The sequence below is a fragment of the Halomonas sp. 11-S5 genome (assembly GCF_029889825.1).
Lineage (GTDB): Bacteria > Pseudomonadota > Gammaproteobacteria > Pseudomonadales > Halomonadaceae > Halomonas.
The window spans coordinates 1-24,268 of sequence record NZ_JARANW010000019.1; the positions used below are offsets into that span (position 1 = coordinate 1).

Here is a 24,268-nt window from a genome sequence, read left to right on the forward strand (position 1 = left end):
TCCTCCTTAGGCATATTGTTTGTTTGGCGATTAACAACATGCCGACCCATGCAGGTCTTTTCAATCATATCATCCTGATTTTCTTATCTATTTCGTGGGGATCCATCAGGGTCTGTCCCCGATTAGCCTGGCCAGGTGGGAAGGAAAGAAGCCCAAAACGCCAGCGGCCGGCATCTCTGCCGGCCGCTGGTTGATTCAGGCTAGGTGGGAAATGGAGGTCTTCCCATAACTAGCTCATCACACTCTGCACTCACTAGGCAACTGGGTCTCTGGAACAGCTGAAGTTTGTGAACACGTCCATGTGATATTGTCGGTGGAAGCCACGCCAGTATTAGCCGGAACTAGTGTCAAAACAATATTGTTGGCTTCAGCAGTGTAAGTAATAGTTATCGTACCTGCCGCATTAACTGCAACTGAGGTTACATTTGTAGTTGCGCCAGGTATTGTCCAGCCAGTACTTAAATCAGCTTCACCAGCAAAAGCATTCTCCGCAACTAAAACTTTCGCAGGAGAAGCTAAACTTAAACCTTCAGTTACTCTAGCCCTAACCGTATAATCCTGATACCTCGGAATCGCAATCGCCGCCAGAATCCCGATAATCGCCACCACGATCATCAGTTCGATCAGGGTAAAACCGCCCTGCCCGGTCTTCACGTATTTCTGCATGCCTTGTTTCTTCATGGCCCTGCCCCTTGCTCCTGTCCGCCGTGGCGCGTCTGGCATCTGCCTTCTTCTCGCCGCCCGTGCGGGTTCACGTTAGGTGGGCAGGATGAGCCGTCTCAGCCTTTGCCCTGCCACCGGGTTCATCGGGCGTCATGCCGCCCGGTAAGGGTTACATTAATTTACGCTTCGCAACCCTGCAAGGGGTATTGTAGCCGAAAGGTGAGTGAGTAGCAGAATTTTCATACTACTGTATGAGCCGAAGTGCGAGGAAAAGGTTGAAGGATCGTGGTGCCGCGCTGGGCGGGGGGTGGCCACAGGGGCTAGAATCAGCGCAGACGACACATTCCAGCGGCACCCTGCTGCGACACCATGAGGCGCCATGAACGACTACCGTCCCCCGTCCCCCGAGATGCCGCCGGCTCAGCCTGCGCCCATGCCCTCGGCGCTGCATGGCGCCACCCATCGCCACGGGCTGCGCGGGCTGGCCCGGCGCCTGGTGAGCGATGGCCTGCTGGGCGAGGCGGCGGCGGTACGCGCCGAGTCTGAAGCCCGCGAGGCGGAGATGTCGCTGCTCGAGCACCTGATCGAGGCGGGCATGGTGCCGGCGCGCAAGGCCACGCTGACCGCCGCCTGGGAGTATGGCCTGCCGATCATCGACCTGGACGCCATCCGCCTGGAGAGCCTGCCTCCCGCGGCGGAGTACCCGGACAAGATCCTGCGCCGGCTGGGGGTGTTGCCGCTGGTGCGCCATGGCCATCGGCTCACCGTGGCGGTGCCCTACCCCTCGACCCTTGCCCTGCTCGACGAGCTGCAGTTCGCCACCGGCCTCACGCCGGAGGGGGTGCTGGCCCCGGTGGACCAGCTCGGCCCGGTGCTGGAGGGGTATCTGGCGCGCAGCGAGCGCAGCATGCTCGATGAGCTGGGCGACGTCGACGACGCCGTGGGCCAGCTGGCCTACGACGAAGGAGTGGTGGACGCCACCGACGAGCAGGCGGCGGTGGCCGCGGCCGGCGATGACGCGCCCATCGTCAAGTTCGTCAACAAGATCCTGCTGGACGCCATCCATCGCGGCGCCTCGGACATCCACTTCGAGCCCTACGAAACTAGCTACCGGGTGCGCTTTCGCATCGACGGCATCCTCCACGACGTGGCCCACCCGCCCTTCGCCATGCGCTCGCGGATCTCGGCGCGCCTCAAGGTGATGTCGCGGCTGGACATCTCGGAACGCCGCCTGCCGCAAGATGGCGCCATCAAGCTCAAGCTCTCCACCACCCGCTCCATCGACTTTCGCGTCAACTCGCTGCCCACGGTCTACGGCGAGAAGATGGTGCTGCGCATCCTCGACCCCAGCTCCGCCCAGATGGGCATCGAGCAGCTGGGCTTCACCCCCGAGCAGCGCGACATGTACGAGGCGGTGCTCGACGACCCCCAGGGCATGATCCTGGTCACCGGCCCCACTGGCAGCGGCAAGACGGTGACCCTCTACACCGGCATCAATATCCTCAACCAGGTGGAGCGCAACATCTGCACCGCCGAGGACCCGGTGGAGATCAAGGTGCCGGGGGTCAACCAGGTGAACGTGCTGCCCAAGATCGGCCTGGACTTCGCCAGCGCCCTGCGCGCCTTCCTGCGTCAGGACCCGGACGTGGTGATGGTCGGCGAGATCCGCGACCTGGAGACCGCCGAGATCGCCGTCAAGGCCGCCCAGACCGGCCACCTGGTACTCAGCACGGTGCATACCAACTCGGCGGCGGAGACGCTGACCCGCCTGGCCAACATGGGCGTGGCGCCCTTCAATATCGCCAGCTCGGTGAGCCTGATCATCGCCCAGCGCCTGGCGCGGCGGCTCTGCAAGCGCTGCAAGCAGCCGGCGGACATCCCCCGCGAGGTGCTGCGGCAGCAGGGCTTCACCGAGGAGGAGGTGGCCGGCGCCACCATCTACGAGCCGGTGGGCTGCAAGCACTGCACCCAGGGCTTCAAGGGCCGGGTGGGCATCTACGAGGTGGTGCCGATCACTGACGACATGAGCCACCTGATCATGACCAACGGCAACTCGCGGGACTTTGATCAGCTGGCCAGAAAGGAAGGCCACCCGGACCTGCGGCGCAGCGGTCTCCTGAAGGTAATGCAGGGGCTGACCAGCCTGGCCGAGGTCAACCGGGTGACGAAGGACTAGCGAAAAGCGACCAAGCGGCCAAGCGGCCAAGCGGCCAAGCGGCCAAGCGGCGCGGTATTGTAAGAGCTGTGCTTGTTGGGGGTGGTGTTTTGTGGGAGCCGTCGGTTCGACGCTTCGACTTGCACGGCGATTTGTGCTCTCCGCCTTTCGCGGTGCAAGCACCGCTCCCACAAGTAGCTCAGTGGCGGCTACAGCAACTGCAGGAGCAATCGGCACCCACAAAATCCAACAACCGCCGTGCAAGACCTGACAACACATAACGCGGGGACAGGGAAATGAACATGGCAACGAAGCCCATGCGCAAGTCACAGAAGACCAAGCTCTACCGCTGGCGGTGGACGGGCCTCGGCCCCAACGGTCGCAAGGTGGCCGGCGAGATGATCGCGCCCAAGCGGGTCGAGGTGGAGAATACCCTCAAGGGCCAGAGCATCGCGATCAAGAACATCCGTCGCAAGAGCGCCATTGGCGGCGGCATGGGCTCGATCAAGCCGCGGGACATCATGCTCTTCGCCCGCCAGATGGCGACCATGATCCGCGCCGGCGTGCCGGTGCTGCAGGCCTTCCAGGTGGTGGCGGAGAGCCTCAAGAAGCCGGCGATGAGCGCGCTGGTGCAGGAGCTGATGAACGACGTGGCCGCCGGGTCGAGCTTCTCCGAGGCGCTGAGGCGCCATCCGGACCAGTTCGACCGGCTGTTCGCCAACCTGGTGGAGGCCGGGGAGCAGTCGGGCTCGCTGGACCACATGCTCGAGCGGGTGGCGGCCTACAAGGAGAAGATGGAGTCGCTCAAGAGCCGGGTCAAGAAGGCGCTCTGGTACCCGGCGGCCGTCATCGCGGTGGGCATCGGCGTTACCGCCCTGCTGCTGATCAAGGTGGTGCCGCAGTTCGAGAGCCTCTTCCAGGGCTTCGGCGCCGAGCTGCCCGCCATGACCCGCATGACGATATCGATGTCGGAGTTCGCCCAGCAATACTGGTGGTGGGGCGTGCTCGGCGTGATGGCCCTTGTTTTCTTCCTCCGCACCGGCATGAAGAAATCCAAGGCCTTCCGCTACCGCATGCACAAGATGTCGCTGCGCATCCCGGTGATCGGCGACATCCTCGACAAGTCCTCGGTGGCGCGCTACTCGCGCACGCTCGCCACCACCTTCGGCGCTGGCGTGCCGCTGGTGGAGGCGCTGGAGACCGCCGAGGGCGCGGCGGGCAACATGGTCTACGAGCGCGCCATCGCCCAGATCCGCGAGGACGTGGCCACCGGCCAGCAGCTCAACTTCGCCATGCGCATGACCGACCAGTTCCCGGCGCTGGCGGTGCAGATGGTGGGGATCGGCGAGGAGGCGGGCTCGCTGGACGCCATGCTCAACCGGGTGGCGGACTACTACGAGGAGGAAGTCGACAACAAGGTGGATACCCTCACCTCGCTGCTCGAGCCCTTCATCATCGTGGTGCTGGGTGTGCTGGTCGGCGGCCTGGTGATCTCGATGTACCTGCCGATCTTCGAGCTGGGGAGCGTGATCTGACAAAGCGGCCAAGCGGCCAAGCGGCCAAGCGGCCAAGCGGCCAAGCGGCCAAGCGGCCAAGCGGCCAAGCGGCCAGCCGAGGATATAAAGGACCAGGAACCTGATCCAATGGGAGGCTTGATCATGCGCACCACCTATGACGAGGCGGATGACATCCTGGTACTGCACCTTGCCGACAAGCCGATAGCTCGTGAACGCTCACAGGACTGGAATACGCATATCAGCTACGCAAAGGATGGCACCATCGTCGAGGTGGTGATCCTGGAAGCCTCTAAACAGGGCGCCTGGCCGCTGCTCAAGAGCGAGGCGGCGTGATTTAACGCCGAGCGCCGAGCGCCGAGCGCCGAGCGCCGAGCGCCGAGCGCCGAGCGCCGAGCGCCGAGCGCCGAGCGCCGAGCGCCGAGCGCCGAGCAGGATGATGGCATCGCCCATCAAGGCGTCAATGAAAGATCTCTATAAAGTCGCAAAGTCTGGCTGCTTGGCTGCTTGGCTGCTTGGCTGCTTGGCTGCTTGGCCGCTTACCCCTCAACCATGCAGCCAGACCGGTGTGCCCGGCAGGGCGATCTCGAACAGCGCCAGCAGCTCACTATCGCGCACACGGATGCAGCCATGGGAGCGGGCAATGCCCATGGGCTCGCTCGGCGGGGTGCCGTGCAGGTAGATATAGCGCCGCTGGGAGTCAACGCTGCCGCCGCGGTTGCGGCCTGGCTCCAGGCCGCTGAGCCAGAGGATGCGGGTGAGGATCCAGTCGCGCCCCGGGTGCTCGGCGGCCAGGGCCTCGCTGTAGACCTCGCCGGTGGGCCGGCGGCCGCGGTAGACGGACCCCGGCTTGTTGCCCGCGCCGATGGCGGCACGAATGGTGTGCCAGCCCAGCGGCGTGGCGCCGCTGCCCTCCTCTTCCCCGGTGCCGTTGGCCGCCGTGGAGACCTCGCAGGACCACTCGACCTCGCGCCCCCGCCAGACGCTGAGCCGCTGGGCGGCCGTGTCGATCTCCAGCCACACGCCCTCCGCCGGCGGCAGTTCGGTGAGCAAGGGCGTGCGCATCAGCCGGCCTCGCGCCGGGCCGGGGCAGGCTCGGGCAGCGGCGCGTTCATGGCCGCCACCACCACCGGGCGCAGACGACGCACCAGGTCGCGCACGCTGACGTGCTCGCCGTAGTCCTTCTCGGCGATGTCGCGCAGGGCATCCAGGCCGGAGAGCGTGAAGATCACCGTGCCCAGCATGAAGTGCAGCCGCCAGAAGCGCTCGGCATCGGGCAGTTCCGGCGTGGCGCGGCGCACCAGCTCGGTGAAGCGGGTGAAGACGCTGCCGTACTCCTCCTGGATGTAGCGCCGCAGGTGGCCCTGGGCCTGGCTGTAGGCGAGCCCCAGCAGGCGCATGAACCCCTTGAGGCTGTTGCGCTCCGCCGGCACCTCGAGCACGCTGCGCGCCATGGTCTCCAGCAATTCTTCCAGCGGGATGACGCCCCCCGCGTGGTCCGCCTCGAGCTCGTCGAGGGCGGCGTGGAAGCGCACGGTGAAGGGATCGAGGTAGCGCGCGAACACCGCCTGGATCAGCGACTTCTTGGAGCCGAAGTGGTAGTTGACCGCCGCCAGGTTGACCTTGGCCTTGCTGGTGATGTGACGCAGCGAGGTCTCGGCGAAGCCACGTTCGGCGAACAGCACCTCGGCGGTATCGAGGATGCGCGTGACGGTGTCGGGCTGCTGGGCCATGGGCATCGGCTCCACATCATTGGAAACAATTGTTTGAATATGCCGCGAGTGTATGACAGCCAAGGGCGCGGCTCAATGCCGCAGGGGGGTGGGTGTTTGAAACGGCAATACACGGCGTCGAGCGGCTACACTTTTACTGGACAGAAAGACATGCTGTATACTTGATCAGACATGTGGCGAGGCGCTCGCCACCCCCTGGTTAACGACCCTGGAGGCCCCATGAGTCGCTCACTCACGGCCCGGCAGCAGAACGTGTACGACTTCATCGTCAAGACCATGAACGAGCTGGGCTACCCGCCGACTCGGGCGGAGATCTCCCGGGCGCTGGGGTTCAAGTCCCCCAATGCCGCCGAGGAGCACCTCCGCGCCCTGGAGCGCAAGGGGGCGATCAAGGTGATCCGCGGGACCTCCCGGGGCATCCGCCTGCCCGCCCAGGAGCCGGAGGCGGCCAACGAGGAGGGGCTGAACGAGCCGGTCCAGGGCCTGCCGATCATCGGCGAGGTGGCCGCCGGCAGCCCGATACTCGCCGCCGAGCACATCGACCGCTACTGCCCGCTGCCCCCGGAGTACTTCACCCCTCGGGCCGACTACCTGCTGCGGGTGCGCGGCCTCTCCATGAAGGATGCCGGCATCCTCGAGGGCGACCTGCTGGCCGTGCACCGCACCGAGCGCATCCGCGACGGCCAGATCGTGGTGGCGCGCCTGGAGGACGAAGTCACCGTCAAGCGCTTCCACCGCCAGGGCCATGTGGTCACCCTGGAGGCCGAGAACCCCGACTTCGCGCCCCTCGAGGTGGACCTGCGCCATGACCCGCTGGAGATCGAGGGCATCGGCGTGGGCGTGATCCGTGGCGGCAGCGGCCAGGCGCTCTGATCGACGCCGGCTGCCCCTCGCCCCATGACCGAGCGCGTCCGCAAGATCCTCCACGCCGACTGTGACTGCTTCTTCGCCGCGGTGGAGATGCGTGACAACCCCGCCCTGCGCGACATCCCGCTGGCCATCGGCGGCTCGCGGGAGCAGCGCGGGGTGATCGCCACCTGCAACTACCCCGCCCGTACCTACGGCATCCACTCCGCCATGCCCACCGCCCGGGCGCTGCGCCTCTGCCCGCACCTGACGCTGATGCGCGGCCAGTTCGAGAAGTACCGCGAGGTGTCGCGGCAGATCCAGGCGGTGTTCCACGAGCTCACCCCGCTGGTGGAGCCGCTGTCGCTGGACGAGGCCTTCCTTGACGTCACCGAGGTGGAGGGGTTTCGCGGCAGCGCCACCTGGATGGCCCGCTGGCTCAAGGAGGAGTGCTATCGGCGCACGGGTATCACCGTCTCGGTGGGCGCGGCGCCGTCGAAGTTCCTGGCCAAGATCGCCAGCGACTGGGAGAAGCCCGACGGCCTGACGGTGATCCCGCCGACGCAGGTCGACGCCTTCGTGCGCGACCTGCCGGTCAAGAAGCTCCACGGCGTGGGGCCGGCCACCGGCGCGAAGCTCGACGCCATGGGCATCCGCACCTGCGCCGACCTGCGAACGCGTCCCATCGAGCGCCTGCTGGACGACTTCGGCAAGTTCGGCCGCCGGCTGTATGAGCTTTCCCGCGGCATCGATGATCGCCCGTTGCGCATCGAGCGTGAGCGCAAGTCGGTCAGCGTGGAGAGCACCTTCGACCACGACCTCCCCGACCTCGCCACCGCCAGCGCCGCCCTCGCCCCGCTCTGCGACAAGCTGCAGGGCCGCCTGGAACGCCACGGCCACCCGCCCATGGCCGGACTCTTCGTCAAGGTGCGCTTCGACGACTTCAGCCTCACCACCCTGGAAAGCCGCGGCCTCAGCCCCGATGCCGAGAGCTACACCCGCCTGCTGGAACAGGCCTGGGCCCGCGCCCGACGCCCGGTACGCCTGCTCGGCGTCGGCGTGCGCCTGGTGCCCGAGGAAGCACGACAGCAGCTCTCACTGCCAATCTAGGACCTTGTAGGAGCCGTCGGTTCGACGTCTCGACTTGCACGGCGATTCGCTGCTGGTCTGCGCATTTCGCGATGCAAGCATCGCTCCTACAGGGGGCTGAAGCCTGCACTGAACTCCTTGCGGGAGCCGTGCTTGCACGGCGATTGGCTGCCGGCCTGCGCATTTCGCGATGCAAGCATCGCTCCTACAGGGAGGGGGCAGGTGACATGAACCTGTTGTGGTAGCCGTCGGTTCGACGCCTCGACTTGCACGGCGATTGGCTGCCGGCCTGCGCATTTCGCGGTGCAAGCATCGCTCCTACAGGGGGCTGAAGCCTGCACTGAACTCCTTGTGGGAGCCGTGCTTGCACGGCGATTGGCTGCCGGCCTGCGCAGTTCGCGGTGCAAGTCGCTAGACTGAAAATCACGGCAATCAGAGGGATCCAAATGCATGCCACAACCCCACAGCCATGATCTTCGAAAGGGCCGCAGGTCCATTCCCGGGTACTGCTACTTGCTGACGATCGTCACCCATGATCGGGAACCTCATTTCCGGAACCCGCTCAAGGCATGCCTGGCCTGCCGCTACCTGTATTGCGATGCGGTTCAACGGCATGCGGATACCCTGAGTTTTGTGCTGATGCCTGACCACCTGCACTGGCTGATTCAGCTCAAGGGGGCTTCGATTTCTACCACGGTAAAGCTCTACAAGGCCAAGGTAGCCTGCGATATCGGCGAAGCCGTGTGGCAGCGCGGTTTTCATGACCATGCCCTGAGGAAGGAGGAGGACCTGAAGTCGGTTGCCCGCTATATCGTGGCCAATCCCCTGCGGGCAGGCCTGGTGGACAACATCATGGACTACCCATACTGGAATGCGGCGTGGCTGTAGGGAGGTGGATGTGGGAGCCGGCGATAGGTTGCCAATTCCCATTGTCTGTGCGCTCCGACTTTCGCGGTGCAAGTCGAGTCGTCGAACCGACCGCTCCCACAGATTCGGAGCCCTACACCTTTCGCGGTGCAAGCACCGCTCCTACAGGGGGCTGAAGCCACCGCTGAACTCCTTGTAGGAACCGTGCTTGCACGGCGATTCAGTGCGCTCAATCTTTCGCGGTGCAAGTCGAGTCGTCGAACCGACCGCTCCCACAATGCCGTCGAACCGCCCGCCCCCACAGGTACTGATATCGCCACTGAACTTCTTGTGGGAGCCGTGCTTGCACGGCGATAGGTTGCCAATTCCCATTGACTGTGTGTTCCACCTTTCGCGGTGCAAGTCGAGTCGTCGAACCGACCGCTCCCACAGATTTGGAGACCTCCGCCTTTCGCGGTGCAAGCACCGCTCCTACAGGGGGCTGAAGCCACCGCTGAACTCCTTGTAGGAACCGTGCTTGCATGGCGATTGTCTACCGATCTCCGCATTTCGCGGTGCAAGCACCGCTCCTACAGGTGACCTGAACCTAGTCTGGGAACCGCACTTGCACAGAGATTGGTTGCTAAACCCTTGGTGTCAGGCCACTCACTTGGTATCGATATACCGATGATCGTTGAAGGTCGCGACCCAGCCGGGGTGATAGACCAGCAGGATGCTCATCAGCATGCCGGTAATGAAGGCCTCGGAGGGCATCAGCAGCGGCAGGAAGCGGGCGTACTCCAGCGCCTGGCGCAACGCCTCGGTATCCATGGCGCCCAGCGCCATCAGCCCCACGGCGGCCAGGCCCGCCGCCAGGGTGGCGAGCGCCGAGCCGAAGAACGCGCAGACGAACAGGAAGACCATCAGGTTGTCGGGCAGGCGCCGGTCGACCAGCCGCCAGACGATGCCCATCACCAGCGCCGGTACCACTCCGGTGATCAGCACGTTGACGCCCAGCAGCGGCCACTCGATGCGCCCCAGCAGCACCATGGCGATATTGATCGCGGTAATCGAGAGCAGCGCCAGCGGTGCCTTGAAGACCAGGGTCAGCAGGGCGGTGAACATCAGGTGCAGGGTCAGCCAGTCCACCGCCTGGGCGCGCAGCTGCCAGAGCAGCATCACCATCACGGTGGCGGCGAGCCAGCGGTGCTGCAGGGCGTGGTCGTCGAGCAGCGCGACCCACGGCCGGCGGCTCAACGCCAGGCCAACCACCGCCAGCGAGACCAGGCCGCAGAGCCACAGCAGCCAGGGGGCGAGAACCGGCTCGGCAATCGTCATGAGGTCACTCCGTCAGGCAAAGACCACGGTCTTGTTGCCGTGAATCAGCACGCGATCCTCCAGGTGCCAGCGCAGGCCGCGGGCCAGCACGGCCTTCTCCACATCGCGGCCGAAGCGCACCAGGTCGCTGGGCGTGTGGCAGTGGCTGACCCGGTGGATGTCCTGCTCGATGATCGGCCCGGCATCGAGCTCCTCGGTGACGTAGTGACAGGTGGCGCCGATCAGCTTGACGCCGCGCTGGTGGGCCTGGTGGTAGGGCCTCGCGCCCGCGAACGATGGCAGGAAGCTGTGGTGGATGTTGATCATCCGCCCCTGGAAGCGCTGGCAGAGTTCGGGCGGCATGATCTGCATGTAGCGCGCCAGCACCACGCAGTCGGCGTGGGCCTCGTCGACCAGCCGCTGCACCTCGGCGAAGGCGGCCTGCTTGTCGTCGGCCTTGACCGGCACATGGTGGTAGGTGATGCCGTGCCACTCCACCAGGCCACGCATGTCCTCGTGGTTGGAGATCACGCCGGCGATGTCGCAGTCGAGCTCCCCCGCCGTCCAGCGATAGAGCAGGTCCACCAGGCAGTGGGTCTCCCGCGACACCATCAGCACCACCCGCCGCCGCTGGCGAGTATCGGTAAGCGCCCAGGTCATCTCGAACTCGGAGGCAACGGGCGCGAACGCCTCGCGCAGCGCGTCGGGCGGCATGCCCACGGAGTCGGCCAGGATCTCGTAGCGCATGAAGAAGCGCCCGCCCTCCAGGTCGGAGTGCTGGCTGGCCTCGGTGATCGAGCCGCCGTGCCCGGCGATGAAGTTGGAGACCCTGGCGACGATGCCCAGGCGGTCGGGACAGGAAACCACCAGGCGGTAGTAGTGTGACATCGGATGATCCCGGATTGCGGCGGTGGCTGGGGGCGACAGTGTAGCCAAAACAGGGGCTTCGGGCACGCCCGGGACGGCCTCGAACGCCCACCCGATCCACTGCCCCGCCCCGCTGCTCGCGCTGATGTGCCGCTTCCCGATTCGCCTGCTGATGAGCATGACCACCTGCCAGCGCATCTACGACCTGCCCTACCCCGCGCGAGACGGTGTATCGCCCGGCCGCTGCGCATACAGGTTACCGCGGGCAGTCGTCGCCACCGTCAGTCCTGCCGCCTCCAGCCGGGGCACCAGCCAGTCCACCATGGGCTGGCCATGCAGGGAGGGCGAGGGAATCGCCAGCAGATCTGCCACCAGGGCATCGGTATCGATGGCAAACATCTTGCGCTCCTGTGAGGCGGGGGTTGCGAATCTAGCGTAGGCCTGGCAATAAAGCGCGACCCTCTGGCACGCATAGCTTTTCCTGATTACGCATAAGGCTCAGCCATCTTCAGGAACCGGTATGGCATAGGCGGCGTTTTCGCCGCCACGGTGAGAAAGCGGGGGATCATGGCCTTGAGGTCGTAGCGCCGATTGAAGCGGTACTCGAACTCGGCCAGGTAGCGTGTGGCATGCTGCCCGCGGATGGCATGGTAAGTGCCAGTGATGGCGTTCTTCACGTTACCGAGCAGCGTGTTGACCCAGTTGAACTCTGGGTTCGCCACGCTGGCACGCCCACCCCCGGTGACGTGGCGATCATGGACGTAGGTGGGCGTGTCGAAGGCTCGGAAACACCCGAGGCCATCGCTGATGACCTGACTCCCGGGCGCAATGGCCTGGTGGGCGTAGCGACGTATCTCGTCAAGGGTAAAGCCGTTCACGCGGCGCAGCTGGACACGCTGCGGATGGCCGTCTTCATCGGTTTGCACGGCGGCGACAAACGGGAACTTGCGCTCAGCGCCGCGCCCGCGCTTTCCCGGCCGTTCGCCGCCCAGGTAGGCATCATCGATCTCGATGCGTCCTGAGAGCGTCTCTCCCTGGTTGCGCTCGTGCATGACCTGCAGCACCTTGTGCTTGAGCTTCCAGGCGGTGTTGTAGGCGACGCCGAGCTCCCGGGACAGCTGCAGCGCCGAGATGCCACTCTTGCGCTGCGTGAGCAGGTAGATCGCCAGAAACCAGGTGGTCAGCGGCAAGTGCGTGCCATGGAAGATGGTACCGGCCGTCAGCGAGGTCTGATGATGGCAGCGATGGCACTGGTAGAGCCCCCGCGAAAGCTGGCAGCAGGTCGTGTTGCCGCAGTCGGGGCAGACGAAGCCCTTGGGCCAACGATACCGATAGAGCGCCGCCCGGCACTGCTCTTCCGTGCCGTACTGGTCGAGGAAGGCCGGCAGCGACAGGCCGGGCTGAAACTGGATAGGATTACGTGCCATGACGTCGGCTCCTCTACTGGATATAACCTCAGTATAGGACAAGCTGGCGTGGTGGGGGCTGATCAACATGAGTAATCAGGTAGCTTTTTGACGTTCACCAGCCCAACCAGCTATAATTAAAATTAATTGCAAACCACCCTCCGATTAACCGTTGGCGCATCTATGACTATCCCTCCAATCAATCGACATGCCTATCCAGAGCTCGATGCCATTCTTTGGGATCGTGCAGAGGATTATGTCGATCCCGAGATAGCGTTTCGCCTCTATGAAGAGAGATGGCGTTTTATTGAGAAAAAACGGCTGAGCGAGGATGAACTCGCATTAATTAAAAAACTGGCCCGCATCTACGGTCACGGCCATCTTCTCGTGGCTTGATGACGTAATGTATAGCCGCCCTTATCATAAAGCGATCAGCAATATCCTCGCGAGTTTTGATCCTGACTTCCTTTGTGAGAACAACATTTTGTTCGGGGGAGGAACCCGCATCGCGCTCGAACTTGATGAGTTTCGTGAATCTGTCGACATTGATCTATTCTGTATCGGTAAAGAGGCTTATCGAGCCGCTCGCTCAACCGTCACCAACATCAGCTTTGGCAGGCTACTTCCCGAACCAATCGGGTGGTCAATCACACGGGGCCCGATGAAGTAGGATCCCGGATGATCGGATCGAGCCAGTGCCGGCATGGTGTCGGCCGCGAGTCTCGCCTCCTCTCCTCTTCCATGGGTTTCCAGGGTTGTCGGCCGTGCCGCGACAGAATTGCCAAGCAGCTACGATGCTCGCGGCACCAAGGGTTTCTTTCTTGTGGGCTGGCCATCGACAGATCAGCCGACAAGACCTATAGTAACAATAGGTATTACCTTTTGCTACGGAGGTCGGCATGGCAAAACCAACATCCATCAAACTCGACGACGATCTGAAAGGACGGGTGCAGAATCTGGCCGACGCCCGTCAGCGCTCGGCACACTGGCTCATGCGTGAGGCCATTGAGCAGTATGTGGAGCGAGAGGAAAGACGAGAGATGTTCAGGCAGGAAACGCTCAAGGTTTGGGAGGATTACCAAGCGACTGGCGTGCATACGACCGCTGACGAAGTCGAGCAGTGGCTGGGCAGCTGGGGAAAGGATGATGAGGTGTCCGCACCAACATGCCACAAGTGATCTTTTCCCCGTCAGCAATACGGGATCTGGAGCGACTGCGTGAGTTCCTGCGGCCGAAGAATCCAGCAGCAGCCGAGAGAGCCGCTAAGGCGCTCATCCAGGGCCTCGAGGAGCTTGGAAAATTCCCACATATCGGCCGCCCGATTGATGATCTATCCGAGGAATACCGGGATTGGCTGATTGATTTTGGTAATAGCGCTTACATCGCCCGGTATCGTCTCGATGGGGACACTGTGGTGGTACTGGCCATCCGTCACCAGAGAGAAGCCGGCTTCTAACGGGCAGCAATCGATAGCGAGCCGACTCACCGCCACGATCTCGCGTGCTTCCCAAGCGGTCTTTAGGAAGCCGGCACGCCGATCCCCTGGACCGAGGTCTACATGGCGCTGAAGACCGGTGTCGCCGATGGCCAGATGAACCCGCCGATGTACATCATCATGGGCAGCCTCTACGAGGTGCAGGACTACCTGACGCTGGCCAACATCCAGTACTCGGACCAGTTCCTGGTCGGCAACGGCGCCTGATCGACGGCTGGGACGACGCGACGCGCGAGGCCTTCCTGGAGGCGGTCTCGGAGGCCAACCAGATGGCCCGCGAGCACAACGAGACCCGGGTCGACGAGCGCATCGCCTACCTCGAGGAACAGGGCATGGAGGTGATCCGGCCATCCGAGGACGCGCTGGCAGCGTTCCGCGAGCAGGGCCAGCCGGCCTACCTGGAATGGCTCGGCGAGCAGGACATCGATCCTTCCTTCATCGACATGGCGCTCGAGGATGCCGGGATGACCCACCTGGCCGAGTAAGCCGCGCCGTCCTCAAGACGTCTTGCAGTTCGGGCAGGGGCTACTCCCCCCTGCCCCATGACAGATGGCATCCACTATGGCGTTTTCGAACTCTCGCGTACTGGCCATCTGCCGGTCCGTGTCTTTAACTGTTGCCAGCAGCCTGCTGCTCATCGATCTGGCGGTGATCCTCTTCGGGCCGTTCGTGGTGACGGCGATACTGGTACTGATCCTGCTCATCCTCTTCCCTTCCCTGAACCTCTGGCTACCGACCCAGCTTGGCTGACCCCATGGAGACCGTCGTGAACCGCTCACTGTCATCGCCCATCGTCCGCCACCCCGACCCCGACTGGTCGGTGGTGAGCCGCATCCCCATCACGGGAAGTGACGAGCCCCTGGTTCCGTTGAGCCTGGCACCGTCACCGATCAAGGTTTTCCCGGTCTATGCCAAGCAGGACATTCCCGGGGCAATCAACGAATGCTATGTCCGTGAAGGGGTCTATCGGCGGCTGCTGAAGGTGGCACGCTCCCTGCCCGCGGAGGTCGGGCTGGTAATCCTGGACGGCTGGCGGCCCTGGCGCGTGCAGCAGTACCTCTTCGATACGCTGCAGGAGGCCATCCGCTCTCACCATCCCGAACTCAGCGACGAGTCACTGCTGGAACGAACGCGAGAATTCGTTTCCGTGCCCAGTCGCGAGGCGAGCTCGCCGAGCCCCCACCTCACCGGCGGTGCCGTGGATGTGACCCTGAGCGATGCCGACGGGCTGCCGCTGGACATGGGCACCCTGTTCGACGAGGCCGTGCCGGCCTCCCATACGGTCGCGCTGGAAGCGATTTCTCGCCCGGACGCCCGACAGCGGCAGGCCCGCGACAACCGCCGCCGCCTCCATGGCGCCATGCGGGAACAGGGCTTTACCAACTTGCCGAGCGAGTGGTGGCACTACGATGCCGGCGACCAGCTATGGGCCCATTACAGCGGCCATGCCCAGGCCCTCTACGGGCCGGCGGAGCGGGAAACCATCGAAAGCCGCTGGCGGCGACAGCTGTGAGCCAGGGGCCTACTAACCCTCTTCCTGACGAAGCCGTTCCGGAATCTGGTAGCGCGTGCTTCGACCTCCAGCAGAGAGCCTTACCAAGCAACCTTTCTCCACAAGCCCGGCCAGGTGGCGCGTGGCCGTTGCCTTACTGACCGTTGTCACTTTCTGATACTGAGAAGCACTGATACCTTGCGCAAAACCCCTTTCCCCTCCATCAAGCAACCGGTTAAGCACCTTGATCTGCTCGGGGAGCAGACCAGCCACACTGAAGCGCTGCCAGAAACGGGCTTTGACCAGGGTACGACCGATCCTGTCGAGTACATCCAACAGCGTGGCGTCCAAGGTATCCAAGAACCAGGCGAGCCACGCGGTGAGGTCTGGGCTTCCCCGCTGGCTCGCTTCCAGGCAGCGGTAGTATTCGTCTCTGCGCGCCAGAATCGCTGCTGACATGGCATACAAGCGAATACTCTGCTGGTCCGCTTGCGCCAAGGCGCGATCGGCGATTGCCCGAGCGATACGCCCGTTGCCATCCTCGAACGGATGAAGGGTCACAAACCAAAAATGCGCCAAGCCCGCTCGGATGAGAGGGTCCAGCACGGGATCATGGCGGCTGGACTCGAACCAATCCAGGAACCGATCGATCTCTACCTCCAAACCCTCTCCGGGCGGCGCTTCGAAATGCACCCTGGGTCGATCAATTCGGCCCGACACAACCTGCATCGGCTCCCGTCCGCGCCACTGGCCAGGCCGCCGTTCCGTCAGAGAAAATTCAGCATCAGGGAATAGCCATCGATGCCACTGAAGCAGTCTCTCTGACTCAAGCGGTGAATCAGAATTCAGGATGGCATCCAGCATCAATTCGGCCAGGCCTTCGGCCCGCAGCGAGGGTGGGCCATCTTGTTCCTCAATGCCAAGCCGCCGTGCAAGAGAAGAACGTACAGAGGCGACATTGAGGCGCTCGCCTTCAATCGCCGATGAGGTGACGATGTTCTGCAAAAGGGTATCCAACGCCGCCCTCGCTTCTGCCTCCTGTTCATCACCGAGGCTGAGAGCTCCTGATCGGCCAAGCAAGATGCCCAGATTCCTCCAGCACTTCTGTAGACGAGGCTGAACCTCTCCCGCCTGCCAGGTGAAACAAGGCCAGTCGGGATGCTGCCAGATCCATCTCGGAGCTTGAACAGTCATTTCAAATCGCCATTATGAAGACAGAGAGCCGAATACAAACCATATTCGGCTCACATTTTGATTTGAATCATGCGCCCATTCGACTCAGCAGGCAAGTGGTGAGGTCCCCTTGTTAATGGCTGCCAGCGGTCGGCGATCAATTGCACCCCCACCGGTAGCCCTTCTTGCCCCGTGTTCCACGGGCTATCGCATGAACAGAATAGTTCTCATCGGGGGGATGCAGACACTGCCGGCAACGCTACTCACCCAAGGGGACTGTTCGGGTCTCTTCGAGGAATTCGATGAGGCGCTCCAGTGGCATGGGCCGCGCAAAATGGAAGCCCTGGAAGAGATCGCAGCCATGCGTCATCAGCAGGTGGTGCTGCCGCTCATGCTCGATGCCTTCGGCGACCACCTTCAGCCCGAGGTGGTGGGCCATGGAGATGATGCCCTGGATGATCGCGGCATCCTCCGCACTGTGAGTGACCTCACTGACAAAGCTGCGGTCGATCTTCACCTTGTCGATGGGCAGGTTCTTGAGATAGCTGAGGCTGGAAAAGCCGGTCCCGAAGTCGTCGATGGCGACGCCCACGCCCATGCCCCTGAGGGCATGCAAGATGTCGATGGCACTTTCGGTATCGTTCATCAGCACGCCTTCGGTCAGCTCCAATGACAGTTTGGGCGCTGGCAACCCGGTCACCGCCAGGGTCTGGCGCAGGTTGCCGAGAAAGCTCGAACGGTGAAATTGCAGCGGCGAGAGGTTGACCGCAACGTTCAGGATGCCCTGCCCCGCCTGGTCGAGCATGCGCAGGTCCTGACAGGCTCGGGAGAGCACCCACTCGCTGATGGGAATGATCAGGCCGGTCTCCTCGGCCAGGGGAATGAACTGTGCGGGAGAGACATAACCGCGCACGGGGTTTGGCCAGCGCAACAGCGCCTCCACGCCCGCGACCCGTCCCTGGCGATCGATCAACGGCTGATAGTGCAGCTCGAAGGCCTGGGCATCGATCGCCTCCTGGAGCTCATTGCGAAGCGCGACGCGATCCCCCAGCCGGCGGGTGATCTCGGGCGTGAACCACTGGTAGGCATTGCGACCTTGCTGCTTGGCCCGGTACATGGCCATGTCCGCCTGCTGGATGAGCTCGATGGGCTGGGCGACGTCCGCGCTGCTGATGGCGATGCCGATGCTGCAAGACAGCGAAAGCTCATGCTCGCCGACCCGATAGGGCCGGGCAATGATCGGCAGCAGCCGCTCGGCCACCTGCAGCGCCTGCTCTGCATGGTGCAGGTCCGGCAGCAGCACCACGAACTCGTCGCCGCCCAGACGCGCCAGGGTGTCTCCCGGGCGCATCGTCGCGGACAGGCGCTTGGCGACACCCAGCAGCAGCTGGTCGCCGATGGCATGGCCCAGGCTGTCATTGATCGGCTTGAACTCGTCGAGGTCGACGAAGAGCACCGCCAGCAGGTGCCCCTGACGCCTGGCCATCTCGAAATCATGGACCAGCCGATCCTCGAGCAACGCGCGGTTTGCCAACCCCGTCAGGGCATCATGACTGGCGTGGTAGGCCAGGCGGGCCTCATAGGCCTTGTGTTCGGAGATGTCATTCTGAATGCCCACATAGTGGGTGACCCGCCCCTGCTCATCGCGCACCGGTGCGATATACAGGTCGTTCCAGAAGGGGGTGCCGTCCTTGCGATAGTTGCGCAGGGTGACATGGACCTCGCGCTTTCGAGATAACTGCTGGCGAATCTGCTGCACCACCGCCATGTCGGTCTCGGCGCCCTGCAGGAAGCGACAATTGCGGCCGATGATCTCTTCGCGTGTGTAGCCCGTCATGCGCTGGAAGGTGTCATTGGCGTAGATGATCGGCAGATCGGGCTCGCCCGCGTCAGCGATCAACACCCCGTTGACGCTGGCTTCCACCCCGCGCTCGAGGATCCGCAGGCGGGTCTCGTGTTCCCGCCGTTGCGTCACATCCTTGGCGATGCCATAGACCCCCTTGATACGCTGGCCGACGATAATCGGCAGGTTGGTGATATCCAGCCGCCTGACCTTGCCATCCCGATGCAAAATCTGCAGCTCATAGCGGCAGGATTCACCGTCCGCCGTAATGTCGAATTTCTGCTGAACATGCGCCAGGTCGTCCGGGTTCAGGAATTCTGAAAAGTGCGTGCCGAGTATCTGCTCGACGGGGGAGCCGGTCAGTGCAGCACAATGATCGTTCGCCGTGACGAAGTGTCCCTGTAGATCCAGCGAAAACACCGCATCCGGGTTGTAGGCGAACAGCGACCGATAGCGCTGCTCGCTCTCCCACAATGAACGCCGATCCTGCTCGCGCTCCACCGCCAGTGCGACCAGGTCCACGGCCTGACGGATCATGTCCAGTTCGCTGCTGCCCGGCCTTGCCGGGCGTCGATGGTAGGTCGCAAAGGTCCCCAGCAGCCGACCCTCGCTGGCGATCACCGGATACGACCAGCAGGCCCTGAGCCCCTCGTTGGTGGCCAGGGACCTGAACCCCTTCCAGCGGGGATCATGCTCGATGTCCTCACAGACCACCACTTCCCGACCATGGGCGGAGCTGCCACAGGCGCCAATCCCGGCCCCGATGGGAACCGAGCGGACCGCCTCCCGGTAACGCAACGGCAGGCTGTTACCTGCCACCAGGCGCAGCTCGCGGCCGTCGTCGTCGGCCAGCATGATCGAGCAGAGCGCTCCTGGCAGCTGGCCCTCGAGCATCATGCAGATGGCCTCGAGCGTCTGATCGCGCGGGACCTCCTCGGCTATCATCGCCTGGATGGATTGTTGCTGTTCGAGCTGCTCCCGCGCAGCCATCGACTCCCGGGAATGCCCGAGTACCAGGCGCACCATCCCCAGGCTGAAAACCAGCAGATACGTCAACGTCAGGCCCCCAATGCCAATGGCTGACGGTCCGATACCAGCCTGCAGCCAGCCCGCCTCGGGACCGGCATGCACGGAGGGGCTGAGCATCGGGCCGCCCGGTAAGCCGATGTGTCGCGATGCAAGTGCTGGCGAGCCGGTGACATCACGGGCAATCCTGCCCGGTGCTGCCAGGGAGATAAGCACCTCGTCATCACGGGACAGGCTCACCTGAAAGCCGGCCAGCTGAATGCGTAGCTCACGATCAAGGAGAGTGGCCATGTCCAGCACGGCCACCAGTTGCCGGTCGCGCCGCGGTACCGCGATCGCCATGATCGCCAGGCCTGGCGCTTCGTCATCGGGCACCATGAGACGGGGCTGGGGAAACGGCATGCGCAACCAGTCGCGAACGCGCTCGGAGCCCGCCCATTGCGTCAACCAGCGCTGTGCCTCAGCGCTGCGCGCCCGGCGCCAGCGCCAGTCCTGGTGGCTATCCAGCAGGCCGATGACCTCGAGACTGGGGGTATCTCGCAAGTGATTGGCCACATCGCGATCGAGTACAGCGGCTTCCAATCCAACAGCGGACGCATCCAGCCGCTCGGCCATGCGCTGCATTAGCATCAAATGCGAGCCCAGCACCTGCTCGGCGTTGAGCCGAACGTTGTCGAGCAGATACTCTGCCTGCTGGTAAATCCGTTGCTGCTGCTGCCAGCTGAGCAAGCACCACGCCAGAGTACTGACCAACACCCCTGCCAGGCCTACCGTGATTGCCGCCCTTCCCAGCTTGAGCCTGCTGTGGCCCGTCCTGGCACTCGCCGCCAGCATCCCGGCGCCATACATCAGCGCGAACAGCGCCACCACCAGCGGGGATGAGGTCATGGCCGCCCATTCAGGACCATCGGCCGAGAAGACGAGCACCAGCACGGAGAGTCCGACGAGCAGCAGCAGACACCCGGATAGCTGCCACAACCGACGCAGTACCTGCCGCCCGAGCCCCAACAACAAGCCGGTGGCTACCATCACCAGCGTGGCGGCGACCCATGAGGAAACCCGCGGCTTCTCAAACAGCCACGAGACGCCCACCCGACTCCCGCCGGTCCCAGCAATGGGTAGCAGGGTATACAGCACTAGGGCCAGCAGGGCGCTACCTGCCACAAGACGCGCCCGATGCCAGTGCTGGGCCACGGCCAGCAGGCCTACACCGGACAATATGGCCGCCAGCGAGGCATCCGGCACCAGCAAGGTGTGCAAGGGGTCGTATACCCACTGCACCATCCCGGCCAGCCCCATCAGCACAAACGCCGCCGAGACCATCAGCAGCCAGCTATCCAGGGCGATATCGCGGGTCTTGAACGGCATGAACGTTGTGCTCCCTGCGCATGGTCAACCAGGGGCCTGAACCAAACCCGTCCGGTCGCTTCCTTGTTGTTATGTGCCCAGGATGGGGCGGGGTGTCGCGCGAGGACACCAGCCTGTGTCCTCATCCAATGGGCTGAGAGTTCTCAGCGTATCATTCACGACCTCTTGGATTATCGGCGGCTTTCGTCGCAACTTGATGAAACACCGGGTGATGCGCCTCGGCTCGACGACCCCGTAGACAGGGTGATACAGCGTTCTGGGCTCGACGAACCTCGCGCCAGTAATGGCCGACCTTATGATGACACCAGGCGCTGGATCGCACAGAAGCGCCCCATCTCGGTGAACGTCAGCCTGAAGCGACCATGCACGCCGTCGCGAGTCACCACCCGTCTCAGCGCTTCGGCGGGAAATACCACGAGACGGCCGTCCAGGCTGCGGGTCTGGACGTTGGGCACCCGCCCCGCGTAGTGCGCCAGGCAGGCGTCATGGGAGAGCTCGATCACCACATCGATACTGGGCATGGGGAATACTGACTTGTCGTCCGCACTAAGGTCGCTGATACTTTATCATCAATTACCATCATCAATTGCCATCATCAATTGCCCTCGCTGCCGGGCGCTATCAGGACACTGCCATGTTCGCCTCCACCGTCGTTGGCCCCGTCCCCCTCCCCTCCAACCAGGTCGTGGCGGGTGCGACGACCTTGAGCCAGGAGAACGGCTCACGCGGCGAGCGTGGCGAGGCCGCCCGATCCGATGCGCCCCCAGCCGCGAGAACCCCCGCGGGGAAGGAACGGACGCGGCCAAACGACGTCAAGGTGCCTTCAGCATCAAGAAGGCCAGCTGCTCCGCCTGAGTCTCCAGGTAGGTTTCATACGCGTCCAATGGCCGGAAATCGACCCGGGTGCCGTAGTCACTCTCGAGATGCTCGACCATTGCCGGCTGCTTGAGCGCCTGACCGAAGGCCGCTGCGACTTTCTCCAGAAAGGCGGGATCACTGCCTCGAGGCGCAAAGAGCCCGCGATCGGTGGTGTTGACCAGATCGATTCCCTGCTCTTTCAGGGTTGGCACCTTGGGCAATGCCGAGAGCCGCGACTCATCGGCGACCCCCAGCGGGACAAGGGCGCCATGCGTGAAGAGTGACTCGCCAGAGGGCAGGTTGAGCATCGCCAGGTCGATCTCGCCTGCCAGCAAGGCCGCCACCTGGGCGCCGGTGTCGGGGTAGCCGACCCAGCCAACGTCAGAGACCGCCTGGCCCGTCGTGCGCAAGAACTGTCGCCAGAAAAAGTGATCCGTGGCACCTCGAATCATCCCGACCCGAAGCGCCTCAGGCTGTTCCTGTAGATGAACGACCAGTTCTGCGGCCGTGGTAATGCCAAGTCTGCGACTTGCTGCCGGAATATTCACGGTCCGGGTGAGAAGTGCCACCGGCTCGAAGGCGTCATGCGAAAACGGTGCGGCACCCGACAGGAAAGAGAGCGACAGCGTCTGATGGCTACCCAGAAGGGTTTGGCCATCCGGCTCCGCCTCCTTGACCTCCAGAGCACCGCGAACGCCTCCATTGCCAGGTCGATTCACAGGTTGCAGAGAGAAACCGAGATGAGGCTCGGCGGCCCTGGCCAGGTCCCGGAACAGGACATCGCTCGCGCCGCCGGGACCGAAAGGAATGATCAGGCTAACATCACCCCTGCTGTCTTCATCGGCCAATGCCGACCCCGACAGCACTACCCAGAGCACACTCATCGACAGCCAACTGTAGCCCGATCGGGGCATCCTTGATTCTCCTGCGCAATATCAGCCTAAAGGCTTGCCTTGATAGGCGTGGAATGCAAGCAGTCACGTTCGGGTCACTCGTCTTCAAGTTAGCGGAGAACGCGCCGATCTACTCAGCGAAATCGTCCCCGGAGTTTTCCCATCATGCCCTACTCTCTACGCTTGGCCTGTCTCCTGCTGTTCCTGCTGGGACTGACCGGCTGCGCCCAGCATGAAGGCGCCCTGTACAACGCACCGCCCGAGCCGGGGCTGGCAGATGCCCTCGACGACGCCATGCGTGACATGGTCGCAGCCTTCCCGGAGCTCACCGATCAGGGCCCGATGATCACGGCCTCGTTCATCGACGTGGATGGCACAGGACGGGCCTCGCCCTTCGACCGCATCGCCGCGGAGCTCTCGGCCGCGGCGCTGGCCCGTGAGGGTGTGCCGGTGCGGGAGCTCCTGCTGGAGGGCGGCCAGTTGCTGGAAGTGAGCGGGAGTGACGGCCTGCTGAGCCGCCGGGTGCGTCGCCTGGGGGAGTGGGAAGGTGCCAGGACGTTGCTGATCGGCACCTATGCCCAGGGGCATGACCGCCTCTACCTGGCCCTGCGCGTAGTGGAGCTGCGCACTAACCGGGTGCTGGGCAGTAGCAGTCTCTCGCTGACGCTCGACGGCAATCTGCGTGAGCTACTGCGCGCACGTTGACCCGTGACTCACCGCGCCTGGATCACCACTTCCACGCGGCGGTTGCAGGCACGTCCTTCGGCGGTATCGTTGCTTGCCAGGGGGCGCGTATCGGCCAGGCCCACGGCGCGCAGCCTCGCCGGGGAGACGCCGGCCTCCACCAGCGCCTCGACGATGGCGATGGCCCGGGCGCTGGACAGCGCCCAGTTGGAGGGGAAACGGTCGGTATTGATCGATCGACTGTCGGAATGCCCTCCACCGCCACCTCGCCAGGGTGACGCTGAACCATCTCGTGCAGCCTCTCGGTGACCAGGGCGCGCCCCGCCTCGGTCAGCTCGGCCTCGGCGGTCGGGAAAAGCAGGCGATCCTCGACCCGTAACCGGACGCCTTCGGGAATCCGCGAGACCTCCATGCCCGCCAGATCCGCCAGGTATTGGGCGTCTTCGAGCGACGCCGTCACGAAGCGTGCCCCATCGATGGCGGCGTTATCGACCTTCTCGACACCCAAGGGAGGACTGTCGGTTAACACCACCAGATAGTCGGCCAGCGGGCGCGAGGGGTCGACCTCGGTGGGCATCAGCCACTGCGGCCCATCAGATAACGCCTCGCCTCGCGCCACAGCCGAGTCCGCACGGGCCAGCAACCTCGGGGGTTGCGCAGGACGAGACGCTGGCAAGCCGGCCACCCCCAACGCGGCCGAGATGGCACGGGCCGATACGCTCCCGCGCTCGACAGGCATGTTTTCTCGGCCCGCCACGACCCGCTGCAAGGGTTCGGGTAGCGGCACGCCGTGATTCACCGCCGCCAACGGCCCGGCATGCGGCTCTACAGCTGCATCCTCCGTCCCGGAGCCAGTGCCAATCTCGCCTAACGTGATGATCAGTACCAGCAGTGCCACCAGCAGGGTCATGACGTCGATATAGCTGACCATCCAGCCGCTGGCGTCCTCGTCCGGCGGCAGGGGTCGCATCAGGTTATCGTGGCGGCCCTGCCCACGGTG

26 protein-coding genes are annotated in these 24,268 nt (G+C 63.8%); 14 read left to right on the forward strand and 12 right to left on the reverse strand.

Translation table 11 applies throughout. The features are described 5' to 3' along the window. Positions 1 to 237: 237 nt before the first annotated feature. Positions 238 to 681, reverse strand: a complete 444-nt coding sequence (locus tag OP497_RS12690; RefSeq protein ID WP_280548949.1) for a pilin — start codon at positions 679 to 681, stop codon at positions 238 to 240. Between the two features lie 361 nt (positions 682 to 1,042). On the opposite strand from OP497_RS12690, the gene pilB reads away from it, so the two are divergent. The 3 genes from pilB (at position 1,043) to OP497_RS12705 (ending at position 4,668) form a co-directional block, all read left to right on the forward strand. Next, complete coding sequence (pilB, locus tag OP497_RS12695; RefSeq protein WP_280548951.1) at positions 1,043 to 2,839, forward strand: type IV-A pilus assembly ATPase PilB; 1,797 nt, start codon at positions 1,043 to 1,045, stop codon at positions 2,837 to 2,839. 281 nt (positions 2,840 to 3,120) lie between these two features. Beyond that, the gene (locus tag OP497_RS12700) at positions 3,121 to 4,353 is read left to right on the forward strand and encodes a type II secretion system F family protein (protein WP_280548953.1); all 1,233 of its coding nucleotides are present in this window, start codon (positions 3,121 to 3,123) and stop codon (positions 4,351 to 4,353) included. Positions 4,354 to 4,476: 123 nt separating this feature from the next. Next, the gene (locus tag OP497_RS12705) at positions 4,477 to 4,668 is read left to right on the forward strand and encodes a DUF2283 domain-containing protein (RefSeq protein ID WP_280548954.1); all 192 of its coding nucleotides are present in this window, start codon (positions 4,477 to 4,479) and stop codon (positions 4,666 to 4,668) included. A 210-nt stretch (positions 4,669 to 4,878) separates the two neighbouring features. Here OP497_RS12705 and OP497_RS12710 read toward each other — a convergent pair whose 3' ends face one another. Next, on the reverse strand, positions 4,879 to 5,397 hold the full coding sequence (locus tag OP497_RS12710; protein WP_280548955.1) for a L,D-transpeptidase: 519 nt from the start codon (positions 5,395 to 5,397) through the stop codon (positions 4,879 to 4,881). Next, positions 5,397 to 6,065, reverse strand: coding sequence for a TetR/AcrR family transcriptional regulator (locus OP497_RS12715; RefSeq protein ID WP_280548956.1), 669 nt, complete (start codon positions 6,063 to 6,065; stop codon positions 5,397 to 5,399). The genes OP497_RS12710 and OP497_RS12715 overlap by 1 nt, the downstream gene beginning before the upstream one ends. Before the next feature lie 219 nt (positions 6,066 to 6,284). Between OP497_RS12715 and lexA the strand changes: the two genes are divergently transcribed. The 3 genes from lexA to OP497_RS12730 all read left to right on the forward strand — a co-directional run bounded on the left by lexA (position 6,285) and on the right by OP497_RS12730 (position 8,888). Next, the gene (gene lexA, locus OP497_RS12720) at positions 6,285 to 6,938 is read left to right on the forward strand and encodes a transcriptional repressor LexA (RefSeq protein WP_280548958.1); all 654 of its coding nucleotides are present in this window, start codon (positions 6,285 to 6,287) and stop codon (positions 6,936 to 6,938) included. A 24-nt stretch (positions 6,939 to 6,962) separates the two neighbouring features. Then, the gene (dinB, locus tag OP497_RS12725; protein WP_280548960.1) at positions 6,963 to 8,021 is read left to right on the forward strand and encodes a DNA polymerase IV; all 1,059 of its coding nucleotides are present in this window, start codon (positions 6,963 to 6,965) and stop codon (positions 8,019 to 8,021) included. A 492-nt stretch (positions 8,022 to 8,513) separates the two neighbouring features. Further along, positions 8,514 to 8,888 carry a transposase gene (locus tag OP497_RS12730; protein ID WP_280548962.1) on the forward strand — a complete coding sequence of 125 codons (375 nt, stop codon included), beginning with the start codon at positions 8,514 to 8,516 and terminating at the stop codon, positions 8,886 to 8,888. Positions 8,889 to 9,512: 624 nt separating this feature from the next. Here OP497_RS12730 and OP497_RS12735 read toward each other — a convergent pair. The 4 genes from OP497_RS12735 to OP497_RS12750 form a co-directional block, all read right to left on the reverse strand. Beyond that, positions 9,513 to 10,184 carry an energy-coupling factor ABC transporter permease gene (locus OP497_RS12735; RefSeq protein WP_280548964.1) on the reverse strand — a complete coding sequence of 224 codons (672 nt, stop codon included), beginning with the start codon at positions 10,182 to 10,184 and terminating at the stop codon, positions 9,513 to 9,515. A gap of 12 nt (positions 10,185 to 10,196) precedes the next feature. Next, positions 10,197 to 11,051 (reverse strand): formyltetrahydrofolate deformylase, encoded by an 855-nt coding sequence (gene purU / locus OP497_RS12740; RefSeq protein WP_280548966.1) that lies wholly within the window; start codon positions 11,049 to 11,051, stop codon positions 10,197 to 10,199. A 189-nt stretch (positions 11,052 to 11,240) separates the two neighbouring features. Beyond that, positions 11,241 to 11,429 carry a hypothetical protein gene (locus tag OP497_RS12745; protein ID WP_280548968.1) on the reverse strand — a complete coding sequence of 63 codons (189 nt, stop codon included), beginning with the start codon at positions 11,427 to 11,429 and terminating at the stop codon, positions 11,241 to 11,243. An 86-nt stretch (positions 11,430 to 11,515) separates the two neighbouring features. Next, entirely contained in the window at positions 11,516 to 12,457 is a 942-nt protein-coding gene (locus OP497_RS12750; RefSeq protein WP_280548970.1) for an IS1595 family transposase, read from the reverse strand. A 162-nt stretch (positions 12,458 to 12,619) separates the two neighbouring features. On the opposite strand from OP497_RS12750, the gene OP497_RS12755 reads away from it, so the two are divergent. The 7 genes from OP497_RS12755 to OP497_RS12780 all read left to right on the forward strand — a co-directional run bounded on the left by OP497_RS12755 (position 12,620) and on the right by OP497_RS12780 (position 15,444). After that, the gene (locus OP497_RS12755) at positions 12,620 to 12,832 is read left to right on the forward strand and encodes a hypothetical protein (protein WP_280548972.1); all 213 of its coding nucleotides are present in this window, start codon (positions 12,620 to 12,622) and stop codon (positions 12,830 to 12,832) included. Between the two features lie 503 nt (positions 12,833 to 13,335). Then, positions 13,336 to 13,614 carry a CopG family ribbon-helix-helix protein gene (locus OP497_RS12760; RefSeq protein WP_280548974.1) on the forward strand — a complete coding sequence of 93 codons (279 nt, stop codon included), beginning with the start codon at positions 13,336 to 13,338 and terminating at the stop codon, positions 13,612 to 13,614. Continuing rightward, positions 13,602 to 13,892, forward strand: coding sequence for a type II toxin-antitoxin system RelE/ParE family toxin (locus OP497_RS12765; RefSeq protein WP_280548975.1), 291 nt, complete (start codon positions 13,602 to 13,604; stop codon positions 13,890 to 13,892). Before OP497_RS12760 ends, OP497_RS12765 begins: the two co-directional genes overlap by 13 nt. Before the next feature lie 102 nt (positions 13,893 to 13,994). Further along, the gene (locus OP497_RS17510) at positions 13,995 to 14,138 is read left to right on the forward strand and encodes a hypothetical protein (RefSeq protein WP_348533114.1); all 144 of its coding nucleotides are present in this window, start codon (positions 13,995 to 13,997) and stop codon (positions 14,136 to 14,138) included. 62 nt (positions 14,139 to 14,200) lie between these two features. Further along, the gene (locus OP497_RS17515) at positions 14,201 to 14,416 is read left to right on the forward strand and encodes a hypothetical protein (protein WP_348533115.1); all 216 of its coding nucleotides are present in this window, start codon (positions 14,201 to 14,203) and stop codon (positions 14,414 to 14,416) included. A 76-nt stretch (positions 14,417 to 14,492) separates the two neighbouring features. Beyond that, positions 14,493 to 14,681, forward strand: a complete 189-nt coding sequence (locus OP497_RS12775; protein ID WP_280548976.1) for a hypothetical protein — start codon at positions 14,493 to 14,495, stop codon at positions 14,679 to 14,681. A 16-nt stretch (positions 14,682 to 14,697) separates the two neighbouring features. Beyond that, the gene (locus tag OP497_RS12780) at positions 14,698 to 15,444 is read left to right on the forward strand and encodes a M15 family metallopeptidase (protein ID WP_280548977.1); all 747 of its coding nucleotides are present in this window, start codon (positions 14,698 to 14,700) and stop codon (positions 15,442 to 15,444) included. Positions 15,445 to 15,456: 12 nt separating this feature from the next. On the opposite strand, the gene OP497_RS12785 is transcribed toward OP497_RS12780, so the two are convergent. The 4 genes from OP497_RS12785 to OP497_RS12800 all read right to left on the reverse strand — a co-directional run bounded on the left by OP497_RS12785 (position 15,457) and on the right by OP497_RS12800 (position 22,605). Next, positions 15,457 to 16,617 carry a Fic family protein gene (locus OP497_RS12785; protein WP_280548978.1) on the reverse strand — a complete coding sequence of 387 codons (1,161 nt, stop codon included), beginning with the start codon at positions 16,615 to 16,617 and terminating at the stop codon, positions 15,457 to 15,459. Between the two features lie 238 nt (positions 16,618 to 16,855). Next, positions 16,856 to 20,833, reverse strand: a complete 3,978-nt coding sequence (locus tag OP497_RS12790; RefSeq protein WP_280548979.1) for an EAL domain-containing protein — start codon at positions 20,831 to 20,833, stop codon at positions 16,856 to 16,858. A 293-nt stretch (positions 20,834 to 21,126) separates the two neighbouring features. Further along, positions 21,127 to 21,354: a DUF2835 domain-containing protein gene (locus tag OP497_RS12795; RefSeq protein ID WP_280548981.1), complete on the reverse strand. Its 228-nt coding sequence runs from the start codon at positions 21,352 to 21,354 to the stop codon at positions 21,127 to 21,129. A gap of 291 nt (positions 21,355 to 21,645) precedes the next feature. Beyond that, the gene (locus tag OP497_RS12800; protein WP_280548983.1) at positions 21,646 to 22,605 is read right to left on the reverse strand and encodes a tripartite tricarboxylate transporter substrate binding protein; all 960 of its coding nucleotides are present in this window, start codon (positions 22,603 to 22,605) and stop codon (positions 21,646 to 21,648) included. A 144-nt stretch (positions 22,606 to 22,749) separates the two neighbouring features. Between OP497_RS12800 and OP497_RS12805 the strand changes: the two genes are divergently transcribed. After that, a complete protein-coding gene (locus tag OP497_RS12805) occupies positions 22,750 to 23,289 on the forward strand; it encodes a FlgO family outer membrane protein (RefSeq protein WP_280548985.1) in 540 nt (179 codons plus the stop codon). 8 nt (positions 23,290 to 23,297) lie between these two features. Here OP497_RS12805 and OP497_RS17520 read toward each other — a convergent pair whose 3' ends face one another. Next, positions 23,298 to 23,702, reverse strand: a complete 405-nt coding sequence (locus tag OP497_RS17520) for an OmpA family protein (RefSeq protein ID WP_348533118.1) — start codon at positions 23,700 to 23,702, stop codon at positions 23,298 to 23,300. Between the last annotated feature and the right edge of the window lie 566 nt (positions 23,703 to 24,268).